This window comes from Ruegeria sp. AN6 (assembly GCF_056540425.1).
On the sequence record NZ_JBQFWR010000022.1, the window covers coordinates 1 to 23,040 of the forward strand.

The 23,040-nt window shown below is 52.8% G+C and carries 23 protein-coding genes; 11 read left to right on the top strand and 12 right to left on the bottom strand.

The genetic code is table 11. From position 1 onward, the window contains the following. Positions 1 to 171 precede the first annotated feature (171 nt). Positions 172 to 699, bottom strand: coding sequence for a hypothetical protein (locus ACR0MQ_RS21115; RefSeq protein ID WP_480610614.1), 528 nt, complete (start codon positions 697 to 699; stop codon positions 172 to 174). A gap of 1,066 nt (positions 700 to 1,765) precedes the next feature. On the opposite strand from ACR0MQ_RS21115, the gene ACR0MQ_RS21120 reads away from it, so the two are divergent. From ACR0MQ_RS21120 to ACR0MQ_RS21130, 3 genes are all read left to right on the top strand, one after another. Continuing rightward, positions 1,766 to 2,980, top strand: coding sequence for a mechanosensitive ion channel family protein (locus tag ACR0MQ_RS21120; protein WP_480610617.1), 1,215 nt, complete (start codon positions 1,766 to 1,768; stop codon positions 2,978 to 2,980). Continuing rightward, positions 2,977 to 4,590 carry a mechanosensitive ion channel family protein gene (locus tag ACR0MQ_RS21125; protein ID WP_480610620.1) on the top strand — a complete coding sequence of 538 codons (1,614 nt, stop codon included), beginning with the start codon at positions 2,977 to 2,979 and terminating at the stop codon, positions 4,588 to 4,590. Before ACR0MQ_RS21120 ends, ACR0MQ_RS21125 begins: the two co-directional genes overlap by 4 nt. 169 nt (positions 4,591 to 4,759) lie before the next feature. Next, positions 4,760 to 5,659: a hypothetical protein gene (locus ACR0MQ_RS21130; protein ID WP_480610622.1), complete on the top strand. Its 900-nt coding sequence runs from the start codon at positions 4,760 to 4,762 to the stop codon at positions 5,657 to 5,659. A 270-nt stretch (positions 5,660 to 5,929) separates the two neighbouring features. On the opposite strand, the gene ACR0MQ_RS21135 is transcribed toward ACR0MQ_RS21130, so the two are convergent. The 6 genes from ACR0MQ_RS21135 to ACR0MQ_RS21160 are packed head-to-tail and all read right to left on the bottom strand — an operon-like array spanning position 5,930 to position 11,547. Further along, a complete protein-coding gene (locus ACR0MQ_RS21135) occupies positions 5,930 to 6,706 on the bottom strand; it encodes an SDR family oxidoreductase (RefSeq protein ID WP_170776140.1) in 777 nt (258 codons plus the stop codon). Positions 6,707 to 6,723: 17 nt separating this feature from the next. Next, positions 6,724 to 7,482 (bottom strand): SDR family oxidoreductase, encoded by a 759-nt coding sequence (locus tag ACR0MQ_RS21140; RefSeq protein WP_170776144.1) that lies wholly within the window; start codon positions 7,480 to 7,482, stop codon positions 6,724 to 6,726. Positions 7,483 to 7,517: 35 nt separating this feature from the next. Beyond that, complete coding sequence (locus ACR0MQ_RS21145; RefSeq protein ID WP_170776138.1) at positions 7,518 to 8,333, bottom strand: ABC transporter permease; 816 nt, start codon at positions 8,331 to 8,333, stop codon at positions 7,518 to 7,520. A 9-nt stretch (positions 8,334 to 8,342) separates the two neighbouring features. Further along, positions 8,343 to 9,194, bottom strand: a complete 852-nt coding sequence (locus tag ACR0MQ_RS21150) for an ABC transporter permease (RefSeq protein ID WP_170477870.1) — start codon at positions 9,192 to 9,194, stop codon at positions 8,343 to 8,345. A gap of 27 nt (positions 9,195 to 9,221) precedes the next feature. After that, a complete protein-coding gene (locus ACR0MQ_RS21155) occupies positions 9,222 to 10,385 on the bottom strand; it encodes an extracellular solute-binding protein (protein WP_170776136.1) in 1,164 nt (387 codons plus the stop codon). Between the two features lie 31 nt (positions 10,386 to 10,416). Beyond that, a complete protein-coding gene (locus ACR0MQ_RS21160; RefSeq protein WP_170477876.1) occupies positions 10,417 to 11,547 on the bottom strand; it encodes an ABC transporter ATP-binding protein in 1,131 nt (376 codons plus the stop codon). Between the two features lie 117 nt (positions 11,548 to 11,664). Between ACR0MQ_RS21160 and ACR0MQ_RS21165 the strand changes: the two genes are divergently transcribed. Beyond that, complete coding sequence (locus tag ACR0MQ_RS21165; RefSeq protein ID WP_170477879.1) at positions 11,665 to 12,459, top strand: helix-turn-helix transcriptional regulator; 795 nt, start codon at positions 11,665 to 11,667, stop codon at positions 12,457 to 12,459. Between the two features lie 289 nt (positions 12,460 to 12,748). Here ACR0MQ_RS21165 and ACR0MQ_RS21170 read toward each other — a convergent pair whose 3' ends face one another. The 5 genes from ACR0MQ_RS21170 to ACR0MQ_RS21190 all read right to left on the bottom strand — a co-directional run bounded on the left by ACR0MQ_RS21170 (position 12,749) and on the right by ACR0MQ_RS21190 (position 17,146). Beyond that, positions 12,749 to 13,666: a dihydrodipicolinate synthase family protein gene (locus ACR0MQ_RS21170; protein ID WP_170776134.1), complete on the bottom strand. Its 918-nt coding sequence runs from the start codon at positions 13,664 to 13,666 to the stop codon at positions 12,749 to 12,751. Continuing rightward, positions 13,659 to 14,339 (bottom strand): aspartate/glutamate racemase family protein, encoded by a 681-nt coding sequence (locus ACR0MQ_RS21175; RefSeq protein WP_170776132.1) that lies wholly within the window; start codon positions 14,337 to 14,339, stop codon positions 13,659 to 13,661. The genes ACR0MQ_RS21170 and ACR0MQ_RS21175 overlap by 8 nt, the downstream gene beginning before the upstream one ends. Further along, positions 14,336 to 14,725 carry a VOC family protein gene (locus ACR0MQ_RS21180; RefSeq protein ID WP_170776130.1) on the bottom strand — a complete coding sequence of 130 codons (390 nt, stop codon included), beginning with the start codon at positions 14,723 to 14,725 and terminating at the stop codon, positions 14,336 to 14,338. Before ACR0MQ_RS21180 ends, ACR0MQ_RS21175 begins: the two co-directional genes overlap by 4 nt. After that, a complete protein-coding gene (gene hydA / locus ACR0MQ_RS21185) occupies positions 14,722 to 16,146 on the bottom strand; it encodes a dihydropyrimidinase (protein ID WP_170477892.1) in 1,425 nt (474 codons plus the stop codon). The genes ACR0MQ_RS21180 and hydA overlap by 4 nt, the downstream gene beginning before the upstream one ends. A gap of 442 nt (positions 16,147 to 16,588) precedes the next feature. Continuing rightward, positions 16,589 to 17,146 (bottom strand): hypothetical protein, encoded by a 558-nt coding sequence (locus ACR0MQ_RS21190; protein ID WP_170477896.1) that lies wholly within the window; start codon positions 17,144 to 17,146, stop codon positions 16,589 to 16,591. A gap of 90 nt (positions 17,147 to 17,236) precedes the next feature. Here ACR0MQ_RS21190 and ACR0MQ_RS21195 point away from each other — a divergent pair, with 90 nt between their 5' ends. The 7 genes from ACR0MQ_RS21195 to ACR0MQ_RS21225 all read left to right on the top strand — a co-directional run bounded on the left by ACR0MQ_RS21195 (position 17,237) and on the right by ACR0MQ_RS21225 (position 23,039). Next, positions 17,237 to 17,566 carry a Crp/Fnr family transcriptional regulator gene (locus tag ACR0MQ_RS21195; protein ID WP_480610630.1) on the top strand — a complete coding sequence of 110 codons (330 nt, stop codon included), beginning with the start codon at positions 17,237 to 17,239 and terminating at the stop codon, positions 17,564 to 17,566. A gap of 524 nt (positions 17,567 to 18,090) precedes the next feature. Further along, a complete protein-coding gene (locus tag ACR0MQ_RS21200; RefSeq protein WP_480610633.1) occupies positions 18,091 to 18,840 on the top strand; it encodes a hypothetical protein in 750 nt (249 codons plus the stop codon). A gap of 221 nt (positions 18,841 to 19,061) precedes the next feature. Next, the gene (locus tag ACR0MQ_RS21205; RefSeq protein ID WP_170776125.1) at positions 19,062 to 19,472 is read left to right on the top strand and encodes a DUF6841 family protein; all 411 of its coding nucleotides are present in this window, start codon (positions 19,062 to 19,064) and stop codon (positions 19,470 to 19,472) included. A 260-nt stretch (positions 19,473 to 19,732) separates the two neighbouring features. Next, complete coding sequence (locus tag ACR0MQ_RS21210; protein WP_480610636.1) at positions 19,733 to 20,401, top strand: IS6 family transposase; 669 nt, start codon at positions 19,733 to 19,735, stop codon at positions 20,399 to 20,401. A 219-nt stretch (positions 20,402 to 20,620) separates the two neighbouring features. Next, positions 20,621 to 21,205 carry a hypothetical protein gene (locus ACR0MQ_RS21215; protein ID WP_170776123.1) on the top strand — a complete coding sequence of 195 codons (585 nt, stop codon included), beginning with the start codon at positions 20,621 to 20,623 and terminating at the stop codon, positions 21,203 to 21,205. After that, complete coding sequence (locus tag ACR0MQ_RS21220; protein WP_170477910.1) at positions 21,205 to 21,873, top strand: ABC transporter ATP-binding protein; 669 nt, start codon at positions 21,205 to 21,207, stop codon at positions 21,871 to 21,873. Before ACR0MQ_RS21215 ends, ACR0MQ_RS21220 begins: the two co-directional genes overlap by 1 nt. 197 nt (positions 21,874 to 22,070) lie before the next feature. Continuing rightward, on the top strand, positions 22,071 to 23,039 hold the full coding sequence (locus ACR0MQ_RS21225) for an ABC transporter permease (RefSeq protein ID WP_480610639.1): 969 nt from the start codon (positions 22,071 to 22,073) through the stop codon (positions 23,037 to 23,039). Position 23,040 lies beyond the last annotated feature (1 nt).

The window sequence follows — 23,040 nt, forward strand, 5'->3', positions numbered from 1 at the left end:
CCGCCGCTCTTAGCGAGTGGCGTCAACTTTGTTCCGGATAGGTTCGCGGTTTCCGCGGCTAACTGAGACTGGTTCGAATTCGTCTGACAGCACCTTCCTAGATACTCCGGGTTCGCACAGTCACAAACAAAGCCGCCCACAAAGTGGACGGCCTTGAAATATCGACACAGGTCAGTTGGTCAGAGAAGCATTGCACTCACGCGCCGCTTCAATTGCCTTCTTGGTGCCAGCAAGGCTTAATTCGAAGGCAAAATTAGACTCTGGCATTACAATCATGGTTTCGCGCTCCATCACGTCTGTGACGAAGTCGGGATTGTTGGCAAGGAGATAACCTCCCTTGTACTCGTCCGCCAAATTAGGTGGCGCCGCTGTTGTATCGCCATAGTATAATTTGTTGTCCATGAGCAGCTCGACTTTATCATCCTTAAATTCGATGTCTGCCTTTGTAAAAACACCCATGTAGCCAAAATCTTTGTCTGGGGTCAGACCCATTTGAACAACGTTAGTATTCTCATCCACCCGTTCGATCAGGCAAGTATTTCGGCTCTTATCCACAAATATATTCCAGCCGGATTCCTCGCCATAGTTTACGAACTCTGCGTTGTCTTTTGGCAGAATATTTTTGTCCTTGGTATGTCCTACGGTTGCTCCGCATGCAAGAACGGCTGCGGCAACAAGGGTCTTAGTTGTCGTTTTCATAGAAACACTCCCATTATAATATTGAAGAATGAAGATATAAGAATAAACCGTAAACGCGAATCTTCAAACTAAAATGAATGGCTGCGTCCTTTCGAATGGTTTGAAAAGCAGGTGGTAATGAGGCCAACACGTGCACCATCGACCAAACCAGAAGTAGAAGGTCCGGTTGGTCGCTCTGCAAAATGGAAACTCATTATATCCCAATCCCCAAAAAAACCAGCATCGTTCGGAGGGAAACCAATGGAACAACGCGGGCGGTAGTTTTGGGGTGTTGGTGTTACGGTACTGATCGAAAGATGGATCAAAGTTCCCCGCGTCACCTCTATCTGGGATGATGGGCAACGCGGGGATTTAGTCTGACCATGGGACTAGCCAGACTAAGTCGAATTTGCGGTTGGCCGCAGATAGTCAGCTAAGTTAGCATGAACGCTAGTTCTGTGCGGCATCGTCCAAGTTCGTAGCCTACCAATTGCACAGTGCGGCCACGTTTTCTGACGCGGTCGTGTAAGCTGGAATAAACAAGAAATTCTCAAACACGCGAGAGCAAACTTTTTGGCGCGCGTAAAATTACTTGAAATGTTGTATTTTAGATTCAAGTATTCGAATGCGTGGCAAATTAGTATTACCTCTGTTGCTCGCACATTCGCCAGACTTGTCTGGTTGCCTCCTGGAGACGCAAGTGAGTGGTGTCACCAGGAGGCCTTTATTTTCGGCTTAATGGGTCTAATAGAGAAAGCTCTAAATTCGACGTGCACAGCAAATCTATGACCCCTCCGTGCAAATCTCAATTTCGTTCGCAAAACCGTGGTTCTGCCAAAATGAGCGGTTCTCTATATCGAAAGCGACCCTAAGATCTGTGGTTTTCATCACAGGGAAATATTCAAACATAAACATAATTCTAGATTTGTTGCGTCTGTGTGTGCTCTCTTCGACCGTTAAAGAAGTAGGGGACAGACAGATGAGACGAGCACTGAGAACGTTGACGATTTGGTCATTCATTTGGTTCACGGCATTAGCGAGTGTTTTTCCTGCCGGCGCGCAAGAGACTGAGGCCGACCAAGAGGCTTTGGAAGTCGAGAATGACGATCTCATAAATGCAGTCGCAGATGAGATGATTGCGGCCGACGATCTCGAGATCCTACTTGTTCCCTTAACTGCGGATGAGCTTTCCCAGGTTGCTGGTACTTGGCAGAGTTATGTGCGCTCCAGGCTCGAAGAAGTCGCGCAAGTAAACTTGCAACTTCGTTCGGCGAGCGGAACTCGGGAAGACAGCTTGCGGTCTCAGTTGTCCTCCTTGAACGATTCTGGATCAGACATTCTCGACAAGTATCGCCTGGTGCTCGAAGCATGGACCCTGAAAGGCGCAAAGGCGGAAGATCTAGAACCGCATACTGACTATATTCTCGCGTTGAAAACGGGAGCCCTAAAAACGACCGATCTTCAAACACTTTTTCAGAACGCTTGGGCGTGGTTGTTCTCGTGGGATGGGGGCGTCGGTCTGCTGATGGCCGGTCTGGGTGTTTTGTTGGCAGTTTGGGCCATGATGTTCATTGCTCGGATGGTGCGCCGGGTCACTGAACGGGGTCTGAACAAAATTCCAACTATCTCCAGAATGCTGAAACGCTTCATTGCCACCGCCGTATACTGGGCCGTTTTCGTCCTTGGCATACTCGTCGTTTTAGCTTTGTTCGGAGTTAACGTTACACCGCTTTTTGCCGTGCTCGGTGGTTTGTCGTTCATCCTAGGTTTTGCCTTGCAGGAAACGCTGGGAAACCTCGCAAGCGGTCTGATGATCATGGTCCTCAAGCCATTCGACACTGGCGACTATATCCAAGTGGGCGGTTCATCTGGGTTTGTGGATGAGATGTCGGTGGTTTCAACCAAGATCAGAACATTCGACAACCAGATTATTATAGTTCCCAACAGCAAAATTTGGGGGGATGTCATTACCAATGTAAGTGCATCCGAAGAACGTCGGGTCGATCTGGTCTTTGGTATCGCCTATTCGGACAACGCTGCCCAAGCAATTGAAGCGCTCAAAGACTTGGTTGCGCGTCACCAGCTTTGTCTGAAGACACCAGAACCAGAAATTTTCGTGGGTGAGTTGGGAGACAACTCCGTCAACATCTTTTGCCGTCCATGGTCCAAGTCTGATGACTATTGGACCGTTTATTGGGACCTGACCGGTCAAGCAAAAGAGCGGTTTGATAAAGAAGGCATATCAATACCGTTCCCGCAACGCGATGTGCATATTATTCCCGCAGAAGGAGCAAAATCATGAGGGCTCTTACGCTATGGTTACTGCCTCTTCTATTTTCCTGCACTGTTGCGCTTGCTCAGTCTAAAGAAATCCTCGCACCGGCTGAAGAGAGAGAGGATCCCGAGTTTATTGCGCCGGTGATAGTGGATGGCGAAGAATTGTTCGTGGTTCGCGGTTCAAGTGCGCTGCCCGCAACCGAACGAGCGAGAAAAATTGAGGAGCGGATCGCTCAAGTCGCCGATGCATCTGCGAAAGCTTCAGTTCAGCTTGAGATATCGGACGCCGAATTTGGGAAAATGATACGCGTTGACGGGCAGATGGTTACGATAACCACCCAAGCTGATGCTGAGCACGAACAAATGGCTATTGAAGTTCTAGCTGGGCTTCAGTCCGAAGCTATTGAGGCTGCAATCCTTCAATACCGAGATGCTCGGTCCAATGAGGGCAGAGTAGATAGTGCGATGGCTGCCTTTGCTTGGACAGCAGTCTTTGCCCTCACTTCTTATGCGTTTTTTGCGAAACGGCGAATGTTATTAGACTACTTTAGAAACATCTTGGAAAAGAGAGCTGAAGGTGTTGAGGAAGCCACGAAATCGCTCTTGAGAAGCAGGGCAATCGCGTCGATTATCGTCTATTCAATACACTTATTGATGTGGGTCCTGTTTCTATTCTTTTTCTACTACTACCTTTCATTGGTGCTGCTCTCCTTTGCCGAAACCCAGGGCATAGCCCAGATCCTCTTGAAGTATGTCAGCGAGCCGCTCATAACCGTCGTTTTGGCAATTGTTGAATATATCCCCAACTTGATCATGCTCGCAATCATCGCAGCTGTGACACGGTTGGGAATTCGAGGCCTCGATCTTTTTTTCGACAACGTCGAGAGCGGCGCTTTCCAACTGAAAGATTTTGAAGATCATTGGATTGCACCAACAAAAATGCTGTGCAGGGCTTTGCTGATTGTTATCGCGCTGGTGTTTGCCTACCCTTATATTCCCGGATCTGACTCTCGAGCCTTCCAAGGCCTGACTATCCTTGCCGGTATCATGGTATCGTTAGGGTCGAACACGGTCGTCTCGAACATGATGGCCGGTCTGTTTGTCATCTATAGACGCAGTACCAATGTCGGTGATCGAATTCAGGTTGGCGACAAGATTGGGGATGTAACCGAGATCAAACTGATGGAAACACTCATCAAGTCGATAAAGAACGAGATGATTAGCATTCCAAATGCACAGCTGCTCAACTCCGAAGTCGTAAACTATTCGCGCAAAGTGGATGGTCGAGGGCTGTTGGTTCACACGACAGTAGGGATCGGATACGAGGAGCCACCAAAGAAAATCAAAGCGATGCTGATAGAGGCAGCTCATCGTACTCAAGGGTTAAGAAAGAACCCTGAACCTTTTGTGCTTTGGACGCAGCTGGCTGACTACGCAATCAATTATGAGATCAACGCATACACTTCGCGCGGATCGAGCTTGCCTAAGATTTTGTCCGATTTGCGCGAAAACATTGTCGATGTGTTTAATGAAAACGGAACACAGATAATGACACCGTCGTACATTGCGGACCCGCCGGAACCCAAAGTTTCGACAGAAGAATGGGACGGCAAGCTTGCTCATCACGCTGAATAAACTGCATTCAGCTATAGGTTATCAGTGTCAGTGCTTAAGCTTCGTATTGTATAAATATGTCATTGAGTAGCCATGTCTCCGCAATCCACTGAGCAGACCATTAGGGGCTTGAAACGTTCGTTCAGGAATGGCAACCCAAAAGGAATCAGCGTCACGTGGGAAATGCCAAATGAAAAACCTTTTTCTAACGTGCTGCTTTGGAGCTATTTCTCTAGGATTTGCAGCATTACCTTCAGCCGCGCAGCCCCGGCTAGGTTGGGCGTATCAGGTTGATGGGCTTGCTGCGTTTCAAGGGGACGCGGATTTGAGTGACGGTGGCGAATTTTCTGCAAGCCGAGCATTTCTACGTGCTACCGCACTTTACAATCTGGAAGGAGGAAACTCCATTGGGCTTTCAACCAGCTTTGGCAAACTGGATTATAGCTTTAGTCAATCGAACAATCAGCCATGGGAGAACATCCGTGACTTGCGCGTTGCTGTTCCCATGCGATTTCGTGCGAGCGATACAGCAACAGTTTTTGTGTCACCACAGATCAGGTGGGATTATCAAAGTGGAGCTTCCGCATCTGATGGTAGGACCTACGGTGTTTTCGCGGGTATTGCTTGGCAACTTAGCGAGCGCCTGACGATAGGACCGGCCTTTGGCGCGTTCTCTCAATTTGACGATGGTGGTACAGATTTTTTTCCGGCCCTGCTGATCGATTGGGACCTGAATGATCGCTGGAACTTGAACACTGGCTCAGGGATTGGAGCGACACAAGGCCCCGGGTTGACGCTGAGCTACACGTTGACTGAGACCATAGATCTTTCCTTAACTGCACGATCGGAGAGAATTCGATTCAGGTTGGATGGGGAAGGTCTCGCGCCGGACGGGGTGGGCGAAGACAAGAGTGTCCCCGTCGTAATTTCCGTTGGATACAACCCAAATCCTGGAGTTTCATTGAGCGTATTTGCAGGCGCAGAATTTGACGGCCGCCTGACGCTAGATGATACGAATGGAGCAGAAATAAGTCGCCAGAGCTACGATACTGCACCATTGGTTGGACTGGCGTTCAGGGTCAGGTTCTGATCACATCATTGAGCCAGTTTGCCAATTGTGCGCGGAGTTATTATTGCGTCTGAGTTCGAACGTCCGCTTTGTCCGCATAGCAGCCGTTCGTCAGATCGGTCATTAGTTTGCTGCGTTCTCTTGCCTTGGGGTGAATTAGTGAGCTCAAACTCGAATGATCTCTTAGCGAGGTTTGGTAAATGGCTGGTCGTTCTCCGGCAGTCACGTCACTTGGTGTAATACGGAATGTTCTTCAACTACCGTTCACGGGCCGCACACAAAACTATTCGTTTAACCCTTCGCGTGCCAGCCGTTATCAACATAGGTAGCAGTTCCATTGATGAAACTTGCGTCATCTGAAGCAAGAAAGACCACGGTCCTGGCTACTTCTTCCGGGTAGCAAATTCGCCCTTGCGTTGCAGCCATTCCGCTCTCCTCCCATGCCTGCCCAGCGGCGTCGAGTTCGGCAATTTCCTTCAGCCCATGGGCTGTTTCAACAAATCCAGGACAGATCGCGTTGCAGCGTATTCCGGCGTCTCGATACTCGGTGGAGATCGTGCGGGATAATTGCAGGACGGCGGCTTTGGACATGCAGTAAACGGACTCCAGCGCGTAACCTAACTCGGCCGCGATCGACGAAGTGATGATTATCGAACCACCGCCATTGCCTGCCATCTCTTTGACGGCGCGTCTGCACACAAGAAAGGCTGATTTCACATTCAGGTCCATCAACCAGTCGTATTCTTCTTCCGATGTCTCATGCAGTGATTTTACAATGATCGAGCCTGCATGGTTGAACAGCACGTTATAAGGGCCAAACTCGGCCACGCAGGCTTCAAAGGCGGCATCGATCTCATCGGCTTTGGTGACGTCGCAGTGGAAGTGACCGGCTTTGCCGCCCTGATCGCGGATCACCTGAACCGTTTTCTGTCCTTCTTCATCGTTGATGTCAAAGATCGAAACAGTTGCCCCTTCTTGTGCGAACAATAGCGCAGTTGCGCGCCCCATGCCCAATGCTCCGCCGGTGATAACGGCGGTCTTTCCTTCCAATCTGGCGTGCTTAGCCATCAAACCCTACCTCCTTGTCAGATACACTCGCCACCGTCGATCACAAGCGCATGACCGGTCATGAAGGTTGACATGTCCGAGGCCAAAAACACGACCGCATCGGCGATTTCGCCGGATTGCGCCCACCGCCCCATGGGAATGCTATTGGCGATATAGCTTTCCAGCGCGGTCCGACCGCCCATCTGGATTTCAAAGCCAGCATTGAAGGGCGTGTCGACCCAACCGGGGCAAAGTGCATTGAACCGGACATTGTCCTTGGCATAGTCCGCAGCCATCTGGCGTACCATAGCCACAACTGCGTGCTTCGTGGTGGCATAAGCAATCATTTCGCGGTCGTACTGCACACCTGAATTGGACGACGTGATGATGACGCTGCCGCCGCCCTGGGAACGCATTTGCCCAACCACCGTCCGCGCCGCCACGAAATGCGACCGTACGTTCAACCGCCAGCTTTCATCCATGCCTTCGGGGCTCACCTGTTCCAGCGTACCCTCAACCTGAATGCCCGCGTGTGAATGCAGTATATCCAGTCGGCCAAACTTCTTGATTGTTTTACCAAGTGCGTCGACCACGGCGGTGTCATCCGTCATGTCCAGAGCAATACTTTCGGCGCTCCCACCGTTCTCTGCTATTGCTTGAGCGGTGGCCTCGGCCAGTTCACCGACAAGATCGGTTGCAACAACATGCGCTCCGCAGTCGGCCATGGACATGGCGCTTGCTTTTCCGATACCAGAACCCGCCCCGGTCACAAAGGCTATGCGCCCCGCAAGCGAGATCTTGTCAGTTTGTTTTTTCCTAAGCTTTACAGCTGTCATTTTTTCTTATCTCCCCTCCGTAGAAGGATTTGGGCTGTGACCAAAAGGACCAATGACGCCGCCAATACCATTGTGCCGATGGCGTTGATCTCTGGCGTGACCCCACGGCGGATTGACGAAAACACGTATATTGGAAGCGTTGTTTCGGACCCTGCGACAAAGAACGCGATAATGAAGTCGTCAAAGCTGAACGTAAAACTCAACAGGAATCCGGCCAAAATCGCGGGAAAAATCATAGGTAAAGTGACCTGTCTGAAAGTGCCGAATGGCGTGGCATAAAGGTCCGAAGATGCCTCGGTCAGGGTGGCGTCCATGCCGGAAAGCCTTGCGCGAACAATAATCACGACAAGGGCCATCGTGAACATGGTGTGCGCAGCAATCAGGGATCCCATACCCATGTTGAGCTTTGGTGGTTCGACCTCTTCGGGCCATATGGCCGCGATACCCGGGTTCACGAAGTCGAAAATAGTGACAAGGGCAATCAGCGTCGCGATGCCAATGACGATGCCGGGGATCATGATCGCCACGTAGATCAACCCGTCAAAGGCCGCGCGCATCGGCCCGCGGATACCCTGCAAACCTACGGCCGCCATTGTCCCGAACAATGAGGCAAGTGTAGCAGAAACAAGTGCAACGATAAGGCTTGTTTCCAGCGCGTCCATAACAAAAGGGTTGTTCAGCGCCTTGCCATACCATTGTGTGGATAAACCTTGCAACTGGCTGGCATGGCGCCCTGCATTGAAGCTGAACAGCGCAATGACCCCGATCGGGATATAGAGGAAGAGATAAACGCATAGAGCATAAAGTCGCATCCTACCCCCCTACATCAACGATACGTCTTCACGTTGGGTATTCAGCCGCGATATCAGCCGCATGTAGATCGTCACCGAGATCAACATGATGAATACCAACGTGGCCGCCACCGCCGAGCCATAAGCCCAGTTGCGTGATTGCAGGAACAGATCGACCAGTGCATTGCCCACGAAGAACACTTTACCGCCACCCAGCAGTGCAGGGATCAGGAACTCTCCCATCAAGAGTATGAACACCAGCAAACACCCCGTGGCAACGCCCGGTACCGACAGGGGCAGAGTGACCTGCAGGAAGGTTCGTGCCGGTGTTGCGCCGAGGTCCGAGGACGCTTCGAGCAGGCGCTTGTCCAGCCGGTCGAGGCTGACAAAGATCGGAAAGACCATAAGCGGCAGGTAGCCATAGATAATGCCGATCAGGACGGCAAAAGGAGTGTTAATGAGGCGCGGCTTCCCTATCCCAAAAAGGTCGATCAATTCCGGAATGCCGCGGCCACCTAAAAGAAAGATCCACGCGTAACTACGGATCAGGATCGAGGTCCAGAACGGAACGATCACCAGAACCAGAAGGATGGTTTTCCATTTCGGGTCCGCTTTGACAGCCAGGAAATAGGCAAGCGGATAGGCTATGAGCAAGGCGGCGATTGTGCCGACCGGAGCCAGCACCATTGTGTTTTTGAACGCGGTCCAGCGAGCCGGAAGATTGGCGTATTGCTCCAGCGTCAGGGCCGGAACATAGCCCCCTGCCGGTCCACGTTCACCGAAGCTGAAGATGAGAACAACCGTCAGCGGCACCACCAACATCACCAAGAACCATGTCCCGGCCGGGGCCAGCAAAAGCCAGTTGCGTGTTCTCGCAGTCATGTCGTTCTCGTCTCCGGCAGTCGATTTTTAGGCAGATTTGAACCGGGCCATCAGTTCGGCGCGATTGGGATCTGTCAGCGTCACGGCCGCGCCGAACTCAAGCGCGTCCAGAAGTTCCTGAGCTGGATAAAGGATTGGATCGTTCTGCAACTCCTCAGGCAGCATGGAAGTCGATTTCGCATCTGCCGTCGGATACCCGTGTGCCAGCACTTCCCTAACGTTCACTTCGGGATCCAACAGGTAGTTGATCAGAGCGTACGCTGCATCCATGTGAGGTGCGCCTTTCGGGATGGCGTAGTAGTCGCTCCACAACTCGCCACCTTCCTTGCCGAGTATATACATGATCTCAGGCATGTCGGTGTTCAGCTGTTTCCCATCCCCAGACCAAGCCATGGCAAGCGTCGCGTCGCCGCTGCGCATAGACGGTTGAATATCCGACGAAATCGCAAACAGGTGCGGCTTAGCTTCGATCAATAGCTTTTCGGCATCGGCCAGTTCTTTCTCGTCGACCGAATTGAAGGAATAGCCAAAGTACTTCAGCGCGTTGCCAATCGTCGTCAGCTGATAATCGTGCACGATCGTACCGCCCGACAGATCGCCCATTGTCAAATCAAAAAACTCTTTCCAAGTCGACGGCGTCGGCGCACCGTTGAGTTGATCGGTATTGGCGACAAACCCAGTCGAGCCCCAGTTTTTTGGGACAGCATAGAGCTTGCCATCGACCGAGCCTGCCTCGGCATAACGCGGGTCATAGGCCGACGGGTCGTAGTTAGGCAACCGCGACGTATCAAGCGGTTCGATAAGGTCTTCGCTGACATAGGTGGTGATGGTGTAATTGGTCGGCACGTACACGTCCCAGCCTGTCGCTCCAGCTTGAAGCTTGGCCAACATCTCTTCGTTCGAACCAAAAACGTTAACCTGAACATTGGCACCCGTGGCTTCGGTAAAGGCATCAAAGTTCGCGGTATCGTGGTAGTTCGGCCAGGTGGCCAGAACCACACGATCCCCAATGTCACCGGCAGCCCAGGCCGGAACTGGTCGCAGGCCGGGCACAGCCGAACCAAGCACAGCCGTCGCCGCCCCCAATCCCGTCACACCGAGAAAGTGTCGACGTGTAACCGAACCGCGCTTGTAGCGGTACAGCTCTTCCATGAATTTCTTCTTCGAGATGTGATCCGGTGATTTTGTCATGAGTATTCCCCTGTTGGCTGGATCCGTTAGGTTAGTCTCCTGAAAGGATGAGCGCTCCGCTGGCGTTCCATGACGCGTAAAGCTGTTCATCCACTTTGAACGATCCCTCGTTCAACTCTGACTGGCGAGGCGACAGCACCAGGAACTCTCCCAACGTGTCATGCCTGACCAGGTATTCGGTATGCTCTCCCAGAAAGATGCGGTTGAGGACTTTGACGGCGAGGTCCGTTTCCGCCTGAAAAGATCTGCTGAGGTGAATTTGTTCGGGCCTGACGCTAAGGCCGATAGCTTGCCCAACGTTCAGATCGAACGGGTTCTGCCCTGCAACGGTCTGGCCGGTCATTAACTGAACACCGGCTTGCTGGTTGCTTACGGCAGTAACAGTGGCTTCGAAAATGTTGGTTGTTCCAACAAACCCGGCCACATACCTGTTTGCCGGACGATCATAGAGATCCTGCGGGCTGCCTACCTGCTCGATCCGGCCATCGCGCATTATGCAGATCCTGTCGCTCATCGACAGCGCTTCTTCCTGATCGTGGGTGACCAGAACAAACGTAATGCCAAGACGGCGCTGGATATTCTGCAGTTCGATCTGCATTTCCTTGCGCAACTTTCTGTCCAGCGCTGCAAGAGGCTCATCAAGCAACAAAAGCTTGGGTTCGTTCACAATCGCACGGGCTAGGGCGACACGTTGCTGCTGACCACCGGACATTTCCCAGATCCGGCGCGCCTCGTACCCTTCGAGTCGTACAATTTCCAATGCTTTGCTGACCTTCTGCGCGATCGTAGCCTTGGGTAGCCTCGGGCGTCTTTGTTTCAGGCCATACCCGATGTTCTGGGCGACGGTCAGGTGCGGAAACAGAGCGTAATGCTGAAACACCATGTTGACCGGACGCAGATGAGCATCAAGCGAGTTTACGACCTCTCCGTCCAGCAAGACTTCGCCTTCGGACGGGCTTTCGAACCCCGCCAGCATTCGCAACGCTGTTGTCTTGCCACATCCGGACGGCCCCAGAAAGGACAGAAACTCTCCTTCTGCGATCTTCAGGTTGAGATCATTGGCCGCCAACACGTCCCCAAACCTTTTGGACACGCTGCGAAGTTCAGCGACAGTGCCTGTTGCCGGTTTGTCCGTTTGCTGGCTATATTCACCAATCGCCATTTTTTCGGGACATATCCTCATTTTTGAAATACCACTTGATTCACCCAAACGGTAAAAAGATTGTCGATTCTTGTATATATCACGAATGTGGTACTCTATTTTTAATAGGAGGCAGCCGTGACAGATTGGTTGACCGAAGCTGGCGCAATCATTGCTGCTATTGGAACAGAGGATTTTTCCCAAACCCTTTCAGATTCCCTTCAGGAAATCAGTGGGTTCGACTATACTGTCATTTTCGGTTATCTCGGATCAGCCCGCCCGATCGACCTATTTGACGATTTCCCAAAATCGAAACGGAAGATCATGGTCGAGGACTATCAGGAAGGTCCCTATCTTCTGGATCCGTTTTACCTTGCAAGTGCAAACTCGATTGATCCGGGTTTGTACCGGTTACGTGATCTGGCGCCTGATCGGTTCTATCAGGGTGAGTATTTTCGAAACTACTATGTTCAGACCGGCTTGGCTGAGGAAATTTGCTATGTTGTTGACCTTCCTGACGAGGCAACAGTCTGTGTTTCCTTGATGCGGGCAGATAAAGCATTTAGCGCCAAAGACTTCCGGGAGCTGGGAAAAGCATGGCCGGTGGTCAGTGAAGCCTGCAGGCACCACTGGAACAGTTTGGCTGGTGAGTTCGGACAGAACCCGGCAAACACGCGTCGCAAGGGGAGGGTGCTGAATGTGGAAGAGGCATTTGAAAAGTTTGATGAAGGTCTTCTGACGCCTCGCGAAAAGGAGGTTGTCGAATTTACCCTCAAGGGTCATTCTGCAGACGCTGTAGGCCGAATACTCAGTATTACTCCGGGAACGGTTCGTATCCACCGTCGGAACATATATTCCAAGCTTAGGATAAGGTCTCAGGGGGAATTGTTCTCAAGATTCATCGATGCCCTATTGGGACCGGAGCAAACTTAAAACTATGAGAAATCAGAATTTTGGCAATACTTAGAAACCGATCCGCCTTTACTAGGTGAACAGTTGGCTCTGCTCAGCTGCGAATGACAGGTTTGTCCGCATTGCAGACATTGGGCGTAATTAACTGAATGTCTGCACCGAGCCCAAGGCGACTGAAACGGTAAGCGATGCATTGGTCGCTGAGGGCCGGACAGCTGACCTTCGCTGCGCGGCGCACATACGACCGCTTTGCGGACAGCCTACTTCCCACGTCCACTATATCCCCGCCAAGGATTCGTTGAGTTCCGCACTACAGCCCAAGTTCTGCCAGGCGTTTTTCCTGACGCACGGTAAGGACTTCGATTTCGGTTATCGCCGCAGCGGTCAGACCTGCCCCCGGTTTGCGCAGCGTCGGATGGGCGATAATCCCCTGGCGAGCCAGAGAATACTTCCTGATAGCAAGCCCCATGCCGGGCTGTGATTCATACCGGATCATCGGCATGTAGGCATCAAAGATATCACGTGCGCGGTCAAGCTTGTCTGCGAGGAAGGCGTCAAGTACCTGGCGCATCATTTCGGGGTATCCAAATCCCGTCATCGCGCCATCCGCGCCGCGGATCATTTCTTCCAGCAGAAACATCCCGCCGTTCCCACACAGGATAGAAATGCGGCGCTCGCAAGCGTCGGACGCTTTTCGAAGCGCGCTAATCTTTTCCAAGCCGGGCCAATCTTCGTGTTTGAGCATAACGCAAGTCGGGCAATCTTCAACGATCCGAAGGATCACCGAAGGCGAAATTTGAACACCGGTCGCCAATGGAAAATCCTGCAGGACAAACGGGATATCGCCCAGCGCATCCGCGGCACTGTGGAAATAATTTGTAATTTGCGCATCTGTCTGGAGCCCCATTGGCGGGGCGACCATCACCCCGTCTGCACCGGCCTCCATTGCCTCGTTGCTCAGTGCCGTTATCGCCGCAAAGCCGGACGCCGACACCCCAACGATCACCGGCACCTGGCAACGTGAGGTGACGCGTCGAACGACCGCCACGGATTCCTCGGCGGACAGCTTGCCTGCCTCGCCCATCATGCCCAGGATTGTCAGGCCGTCGGCGCCCTTTTCGATATAGGCGTCGACCATCCGGTCGATACTGTCGAAATCCAGCGTGCCGTCCGGCAGAAACGGGGTGGCGGCGATGGTAAAGACGCCTTTTGCGGTTTCATCAAGCATGGTCGGTACTTTGTGGTTTGTGTGAAAGGTCCAATTGGATTTGTCCCAACGCCATGCTAACGGCGGCCTGGGTGGGTTCGACAACGGGCAGGCCGGTCGCCTCCTGTAGTGGTTCGCGATAGCTGGCCATTCCCGCGCATCCCATGATCAGGACGTTCGCGCCATCATCGTCGCGCAGTCGTCTACCAGTGGCAATCATCGCATCAAGGCTTGTGTGGGGGTTGGCAAGGTCCGCCACCCCAAGACCCAGGGCACGATCCCCTGCCAGCCGATCCAGCACGCCCATTGCGCCAAAGGCCCTGAGGTGGCGTGGTATAGAGTGCGGTAGAATGGCGATCACACCAAACCGTTGTCCGAGGGTCAGCGCCGTCACGACCGCCGCTTCCTGAATGCCGATTACCGGAAGGTCTGTCTGATCGCGGAGAGCATGTAACCCAGGATCGCCGAAACAGGCAATCACATATCCGGCGGCATCGGTTTGCGCGGCGGCAAGTTCCAGCATCGGCGCGATGGTTAAATCCGCCTGACGCTGGCTTTCGATGCCCGATGGACCCTCGGCCAGGGTCAGACAACGAATGGGGATGCCAAAGCTGCGCAGAGGGTTGATGGCCACGTCGATCCCGCCAGTGACCGTATGGGAGGAATTAGGGTTTATGACGATGAGTGTGCTCATGCGCCTTGCCGGATAGCTGACTGGATCTCGATTTGATAGCCCTCGGGGTCGTTGAACACGAACGCGCGAATGCCGATATCATCATTGACGAATAGCTTTGACAGTTTGTCCAGCCTCTTGGCGAGGGCGTAGTCATACCAGCCGTCCACATCCGGCACCCGAATGCATAGCTGCACGGGCTTGACTGCGGCCCACTTGTTCATGCCCTCGGCCTCATCCACCAGTCCGACATGGGCGCCGGGACAGATTTGATAGATCTTGCACCAACCTTGATCAATCGCCAGCGTCAAGCCTAAGACGTCCTCGTAAAACCGCATCGCGGCGGGCAAATCACGGTAGTAAAAGAATGTGATAGCCAGTTGATTGGCGGCGTCTGGTCTGCTCATGCGGGTGCGCCTTCTTGTTTGGTCGGTTGAGTAGCAAGGACAGGCCGGTCGATCCATTGCCCACTTCCTGGGATGCCGAAGAACTCACCGCTTTTCACAAGTGTTCGCCCGCGCAGGATGACCTGATCCGGCCAGCCGTTCACGCTGAAACCTTTCCAAGGGTTGTAACCAACATTGTCATGCAGATCATTCTCGCCATAAGTAACGGTCTTATCCGGGTCCCATATCACGATATCGGCATCCATGCCCTCTGCGATGCGGCCTTTTCTTTGCAGACCATAAAGCCGGGCAGGAGCGTGCGAGGTGAGTTCGGCAAAACCTTCAGGCCCGCCGCGCCCCTTGGACACCATAGCGTCGAACATCAGTGGGAGCCGCGTTTCCAGCCCTGGCAATCCGTTGGCGATCTGATGGAACCCTGCTTCAGGTCCAGCGGCCAGCTTGCCCGTTTCGTCAAAACGGTAGGGGGCGTGATCCGAAGACACCAAGGCCAGCGTCCCGTCCTGCAGGGAATGCCAAAGTGCCTCTTGATCCGTGACATTACGTTGTGGTGGCGAGCACATCCACTTGGCGCCGTCCAATCCGGGACGATCCAACACTTCTTCTGTCATGAATAGATAATGCGGGCAGGTTTCGGCCCATACGGGCGCACCCCGGTCCTTCGCGACGCGCACCGCCTTCGCGCCTTCGCTCGTCGAAATGTGAAACAGCATCACCGGTTGATCAAGGTATTCGGAAAAACGGCAAATCCGTTCAACCGCCTCGATTTCGGCCATTCTGGGACGGGACCGGGCGTGATCGCGCGGGGTGGTGTGACCAGCACTTATCAGCGCCTCTTTGGCCTGCGTTATGATCGCGTCATTTTCGGCATGAACGCAGACCAGCGCGCCTGCCTCGCGCGCCTGACGGAAGATTTTCAAGAGCTCGGCGTCATGCAGTTGGATATTGTACGTGGTGAACACTTTCAGCGACCGGTGGCCCGCACCGATCAGATCGGCGAAATCACGCTCGAACTTGGGAACCGAGATATCGGTCAGAGTGATATGAAAGGCATAGTCAATCATCGCGCCCCGCGCGGCGCGCGCCGCATAATCCGCGACCGTGTCGGCCAATACCTGACCGCTTGCTTGGGCGGCGAAGGAAATGACGCTGGTCGTTCCCCCTATTGCCGCTGACCTGGTCGCGGTTTCGAAAGTGTCCGCGTTCCATTGACCCATGCCAGACATCTGCTCGATATGCGCGTGCGGGTCGACACCGCCGGGCATCACCAGTTTGCCTTTGGCCGAGATGTGGGTCTTCGCGTCCAAAACTGGCTTTCCGACTGATACAATCTCACCATCCGCCACGGCCAAATCGCCCTCGATCACCCCGTCAGGAGTAACCAGTCGACCATCATGAATCACAAAGTCTATGCCGTGGGACATCTGTTCCTGCCATTTTACCAACGCCTAAGGGGTAGCATGCACCAAATCTCCAGGGCTACAAAGCGCCACAGACACTGCCAAAGCGCTTCCATAGGTGGCGGACGCGTGAGGCGGGCACGCCTGCGCGTGCCTATTTCTCACCAACCAGTTTGGCGCTACACAAAAGTTTTGCACATTGCGTGGTGGCATGAACTACGGGTGCCCTTTTGTGTTAGGGTTGCGGGAGTATCTCGTGTACAGGACATTCATAGCAAACCAGATTGAACCATCGCAGTGAACGGCAGCTATGACGGGCCGCGCTGCGGTGACGTTCACTCCAGTCCGATGGCAGCTAAGAGCCGGAGGCGCCAACTGGCCTTAATGTCGCAAAGGTCGGGAAAGTCCACACAGCAGACGTTCGCCCAAACTCTACGAGCGTCCTCCTCCAGTCCGAAGCCGACGTTCAACTGACCTTTGGTCGTTTACGTATTCTCCGTATAGCGAACTCGGCCAGAGCAATTAGCAAGGTGGTAAACACAATCGTCGAAGAGATAGACTTGCTCACCGACGCCAAACTTGCCGCTGTAACCAGTGCTTCGGGAACGCCAAGACCGGCATTTAGCATCCAGACAATCAACCCATTCTCAGCATAGTCCGCGATTGCGGCAAGATAAGCTACAGCGGCAACGGCTCGATACCATTGAGCAGTCGAGCCAAAGGATTGCGACAACCAATAAAGCGAGCTGGCGCTCGAAATCGCCAATAGAGCCGGGTACACCGTGTCCAGCGGAATTTGCATGGTAAGATAAACTCGTCGCCCTTCTTCTCCGAGCGCGGAAATGAGTGCCAAGGCATCAGCGTAGGAATAGCCGTTTGGTCGCATGTCGAATGCCCTAACCCCGGTGATCCGTTCAATATCTGCAAGCGAACCGAAGACCATAAGAAAGTAGACGAGCATTGCGGCGCACCAGAACAGCAGGATTCGTGAACCATGATGTGGGTAGGGAAGTGAGTTATTCATAGATTTTCTCCAACATTGACGATGCTGGACTATCAGTGCGCGGCCGGTTCAAGCATTATCATTTGATAACGTGAGTTAGGGGCGCATGGAGTGGAAATTCATCTGAAAACCATCGAAGAATTCATGATGGAACTCCCGGACAAAGATCGGGAGACACTGGTAAATGCATTCGAAATACGTAACTGGCCAATCGGAACTTATATATCGAGCCAAGGTGAGCGAGACGAGAATGAGTATTTCCTACTCAGAGGACGTGCGCGAAGCGTAGTCATCGATGCCGAGGGTACGGAGGTAACCTTGAACCTGTACGCCGCTCCAATGGTGATAACGCCCAACATGGCCAGAACGTCAGTTGGATGTTCGTTGGTGGATATTGAGATTTTGGATGACGCCGTTGCTGCGACAATGCCAGCTGCGTAGTTGATGGACCTAATGGTGAATTTCGAAGGCATACGCGAATGGGGTAACAACTTAATGCGCGAGGAGTTGACCCGCAAAGTCGGACGCGAGTGGTGCCTTGCAGCATTGAGCGCGCGGCAACGTTTAGAGTGGTTTCGAAAGGTACACCCGGGGTATGAAGCACTGTTTGCCCATTTCCACATTGCTTCATACCTGGGAATGACGCCCGTCACATTGAGCAGAGCTGGTAACAGGTGATTTCAGTCAAATATTCTTAGGCGAAGGCGGTCGTAGTTCGGAACCATTCACTTGCTAGGCAATGGAGGTTTTGTCCGCAAAGCGGTTGCTCATGCCGAGTACAGCGAATGAGCGCTGGGAGCTCTTAGTCGCCGTTCCGCCTTGCCGAGAATTTAAACCGAGGCAATACGTCGTGAAACGATCAAAAAATTCGAACTCTGCTTTGAAAGCCTATTGTGCTTTTGATCTGATCTTACGGTCACTGCGTATCAAAAATGTACATGTCGAGTTATTGCTGGGATGGCATTTTGATTGGCAGCAAGCGAAGCTTTGGTAGCAAAATGGGGGAAAAGTTAATCGCCCTTATTCTTGGCAGCGCTCCAGACGCAATGCGAGCGGTTACTTGGCCGAAACAAGACGAGTGCAAAATTGTCAGCATAAACAATGCATGGAGAATTCGGGATGACTGGGACTACAGTGTGTATCCTGATGACTTTCCCACACAGTATCGACCTGACCGGAAGAGTCACGCCCAGAGGCTGATTGACTCATCAATTTATGTCCCGGCAAACAATCAGTTTGGCGGCGTTGTATATGCTGGTGCGACAATGGCATTCACGGCTGGATATTGGGCTCTCAGCGCCCTGAAACCTACAGTCCTAGCCTACTTGGGCTGTGACATGGTCTACACGGGACGAAACACGCATTTCTATGGGCAAGGCAAACCTGATCCTCTTCGTGAAGACATTACTTTGCTGTCTTTGGAAGCCAAATCGGCAAGGCTTATGACGATCGCTGCCCAACAGCACTGCGCGTGCGTCAATCTCTCGGAAGAATTGGAAAGTCGTCTGCTTTTCCCAAGAGTTAGCCACACGGCGCTAAGCGGTGATTTACCGCTAACCAACTATAGCGCGGAACTTTCCCGCAAAGCCCTGAGCCTGGAAAACGAGGCTGGTTACTTGATCCAAGATGGTAAGTATTGGGAGCACTACGCCTCCATTAATCAAGACGTACTGGCGGAAATAGATCGACTGTGGCTGTCTGCTGTGGGAGTGTAATCGAGTCGTCAGTTGCCCTTTTGGCGAAGTGAATTTTGATTTTTCGATGTTAGCTTACGGAATGGGCAACTAGGCAGCCAGTCGGCGTCGCGCCCGCATTGGGCAGTTGTGTCCGCAATGCAGTCACTCACGAAATTTCGGCGAACGACCGTACCTAGCCCATTTTGACGGATGCTACGTTCCTCTGTAATGTCCGCTTCAGGTAACTGGAGCGCTCAGACATGTCGCAATTGCACCAGCCCCAAAAAGAAATTGAAGAGCTTTTTGGCAAATATCTGATTGCTTGGAATGGGCGTGATTTCCAAGGTGTCGCTCATTGCTTCTCCAAACCTGCGTTCTATGCACTACCGGATATGGACATAGCCATTTCAGACCATGATGCCTTTGTGGAACTGCTTCAAAAGGTTTTTGCTGGTTTGGAGGCGGATGGATTTAGCCACACGGTAGTAGGTGAGGTAACTGCCAGAGCGTGTGCTGAAAAAATGGCAATAGTCGATGTAAAATCATTGGCTCGTCTTAGAAAAGACGGATCGATAATCGAAGTGATAGATGGGCACTACGTTGCAAGACGATCCGGTGAAAACTGGAAGTTTACAGCTGCTGTTGTCTGCGCTCCTGGGTGGGAAGCCTAACTGGCAAGTTCGGTCAATTTGAAAAAGCGAATCTCGCAGGTGATTTTGTTTGCAGCCGCAAAGTCCGTTTACCTGTCGAAGTTTCCATTGAGCCAGACAATTGGACCTCGGAAATACGTTGTTCGTTAAGGATGCAGCGAATGTCTGCTTCGAGCCCAAAAAAGTCATTCAGCTAGGACGCGGCGAAGGTCCACTTTGAGCCCGGTCTTGTCAGAAGAACTTTGCTTGAGCGGGGCAGGGGGCTTTCGTAGCTTTTGCCCATGACCAATCCTGCCTCTTTCAAGTATTTCAAAACCAGTCCTGAGATCATCCGCCTTGCGGTTATGCTGTACATCCGCTTCCCGCTCTCGCTCCGGAATGTCGAAGATTTGTTGCACGAGCGAGGCATCGACGTGAGCCACGAAACCGTCCGATATTGGTGGAATAGGTTTGGCCCGATGCTTGCTGCCGAGATCAGACGTAAGCGTGTTCAGCAGTTACGCGCATTCTCCAAATGGAAGTGGCACTACCTCTGGCGGGCCGTTGGTCATGAAGGCGAGGTGCTGGAAGCCATTGTCACCAAACGCCGAAACAAAGCTGTAGCACTGAAATTCCTCAAGAAATTGATGAAGCGATACGGTAAAGCGGAAACCGTCGTCACGGATCGCTTCGCATCGTACCGGGCCGCTCTCAGAGAGCTTGGCGCGACCGAAAAACAACAGACGGGCAGGTGGCTCAACAACCGCGTCGAGAATTTGCACCTGCCATTTCGACGACGCGAACGCTCGATGCAGCGTTTCAGGCGCATGCGAAGTCTACAGAAGTTCGCCTCCGTCCATTCCTCTGTCTACAACCACTTCAACCAGGAAAGATCGCTAGTCAGTAGAGACACCTTCAAGCTGACCCGCGCCGCCGCTCTTAGCGAGTGGCGTCAGCTTTGTTCCGGATAGGTTCACGGTTTCTGCGGCAAACTGAGACTGGTTCGAATTAGTCTGACAGCACCGAGCCCAAAGTGCGGTTTGTCGCGACCCGCTTGAACGCCCAATTCGCACAACTTCGGTCAATCAGGAAAACTCCTTAAAAAAGTTGGACGCAACCGCATCTGGAGCGTTTTTTTTGATCCAAGGCCAAGTTTTCGACGTAACGAAGACAGACGAAGGAAGGTTAAAGTGCGCCAGAAGTTACTGTTAAGCTCAGCGTTTGCTTTAGGCGTCGGTATGATTGCTGGCGTTTTGTATCTGTCTTCCGAAGGCCCAGAGCAATCAGCGGAAACAGTTTCCTTTTCTGTACCGGGAATGCCCGGGATGACGATCCCAGTTGCGCGCGAGTTGGTGGGTGAGCTAACGCCAGCGTTGTTGCTGGTCGTTTACGACGCCTTCGGCAAAACCCAAGAAGACGCGATTTACGACTCTCTTGCGCAAGTGACCCACGGAGGCGCACTGGAATACCTTTACCTTGAGAGGGTCGGAGCGATGGCTGGCGGCGGGTTGGACGAGGCTGATCAGACAATTCACGAAATCAGCTTGCTGGAAAGCCGGGTTGAAAGCAGCTCGGCGACGCTTTCTGTTGATGCGACGTGGCAGGTCATCGGAACTGTTGGTCACACCGAGCACATGCATGTGCGCGGAAATACATACAGCGCGGACCTTTCAATTGAACCAATCAACGGAGCTTGGCGGATAACAGAATTTGAGTTGCGTGATGTCAATCGGGACACCGCCGGTGAAACGTTTTATGCCCAAGAAGGTGGTTGATGATCAGCATTAGAAATTTGGCCTTCGGATACCATTCGGGCGGGTTTCGACTAAAGGTTCCCGAATTGTCTTTGAGGGATGGGGAGCGTCTCTCGGTCATCGGTCCGAGCGGTAGCGGCAAGACAACACTTCTGAAATTGATTGCCGGGATTCTTTCCCCTGACAGCGGCCAGGTTGAGGTCTCAGGTATCGATATCAAAGGTATGAAAGACGCTGACCGCCGCCAGTTTCGAGCCAGTCACATCGGTTTTGTTTTTCAGGACTTTGCATTGCTCGAATATCTGTCTGCGCGGCAAAACATTTTGTACCCTTACCGAATAACGCCGGCATTGAGATTGGACGCCAAAGTTCGCACTCGAGTTGAAAGCCTGGCTGAAGCCTGCAATATTGGCGACAAACTGGACAGGCATCCCGCCGAGCTAAGCCAGGGCGAACAGCAACGCGTTGCGATTTGCCGTGCCTTGATCGCGCGACCAAAGCTGATCCTCTCGGATGAAGCGACGGGTAATCTTGACCCAGAAAGCAAAGGGCGAATCCTGAATCTATTGTTCGACCAAGCCGCCGAGGCGGGCGCAACAGTGCTTGCCGTTACGCATGATCACGAGCTATTGCCGCGTTTCGAACGAGTGATTGATTTTGCACAATTCCGCGAAGCGGCCGAAGTATGAATACCCTCTACCTCGCTTTCGCTTACATGCGCTTTTTTTGGGCTCGAAGTCTCATCCTTGTGGTGGCTGCTGCGCTGATCTTCTTTGTTCCTGTTGCGACACAGATACTGCTTGCGACGAGCCAAACGGCTCTCACATCGCGAGGAGAAGCGACCCCCTTGCTTCTCGGTAGCCGGGGGTCGCAATTGGATTTAACCATGGCCGCGATCTACTTTTCTGAGGAGCGACCTGATCCTATTGCGAACCGCGAAGTGGATAGTGTTTGGGACAGCGGTCTGGCATTACCGATCCCGATACACACGGTATTCTCTTCTGACGGGTTTAGGATCGTCGGTACGACGCTAGATTACTTTGATTTCCGCGATCTGAACTATGCGCAAGGGCGCGGTCTTTCACTATTGGGGGATGCCGTGATTGGTGCTGGCGTCGCCGCCACACTGGAGAAGGGCGTGGGCGATAGCTTGGTTTCGTCTCCGGAGAACCTGTTCGATCTGGACGGTGTTTATCCGTTGGAGATGCCGATCGTCGGTGTGCTCGAGCCTACAAGCACACCAGATGATCAGGTAATTTTTGTCGACATTAAAACGGCTTGGGTGATTGAGGGGATAGGGCATGGACATGAAGATGTCGTATCCGCAGCTGAAATTGCTGCCGGTACGGATGCTCTTGCCAATGCAGCAGTTGTACAATTTCAAAAAATAACACCCGAGAATATTGAGAGCTTTCATTTCCACGGATCGCAGGATGACTTTCCAGTAACAGCCGCGATCGTCGTTCCCAACGAGACACGCGCGGCGACGATCCTGAAAGGTCGCTATCTGGATGCCAAAGGTCCAACGCAGTTGGTCGAACCTGCTGATGTTGTCCAAGGGCTGGTTGAACGCATCTTTCGGGTCAAATCGCTTATGGACGTCGTGACTTTGATCGTCGCTATGGCTGCGCTTGCAGCCGTCGGCTTAGCAGTTTTTCTAAGTTTCCGACTTCGCGCGAAAGAAATCGCGACGGCCGTCCAACTTGGAGCACGTCGGGGCATGGTTTTGCGTCTTCTGACTGCTGAAACAGTGACACTGCTGGTCATTTCCGGGTGTATCGCGGCCGCCGGTGCCGCATTGGTGGCAAAAAATGCCGAGGCTTGGGTGGGTTGGCTGCTTGCGCTGGGCGTATGAG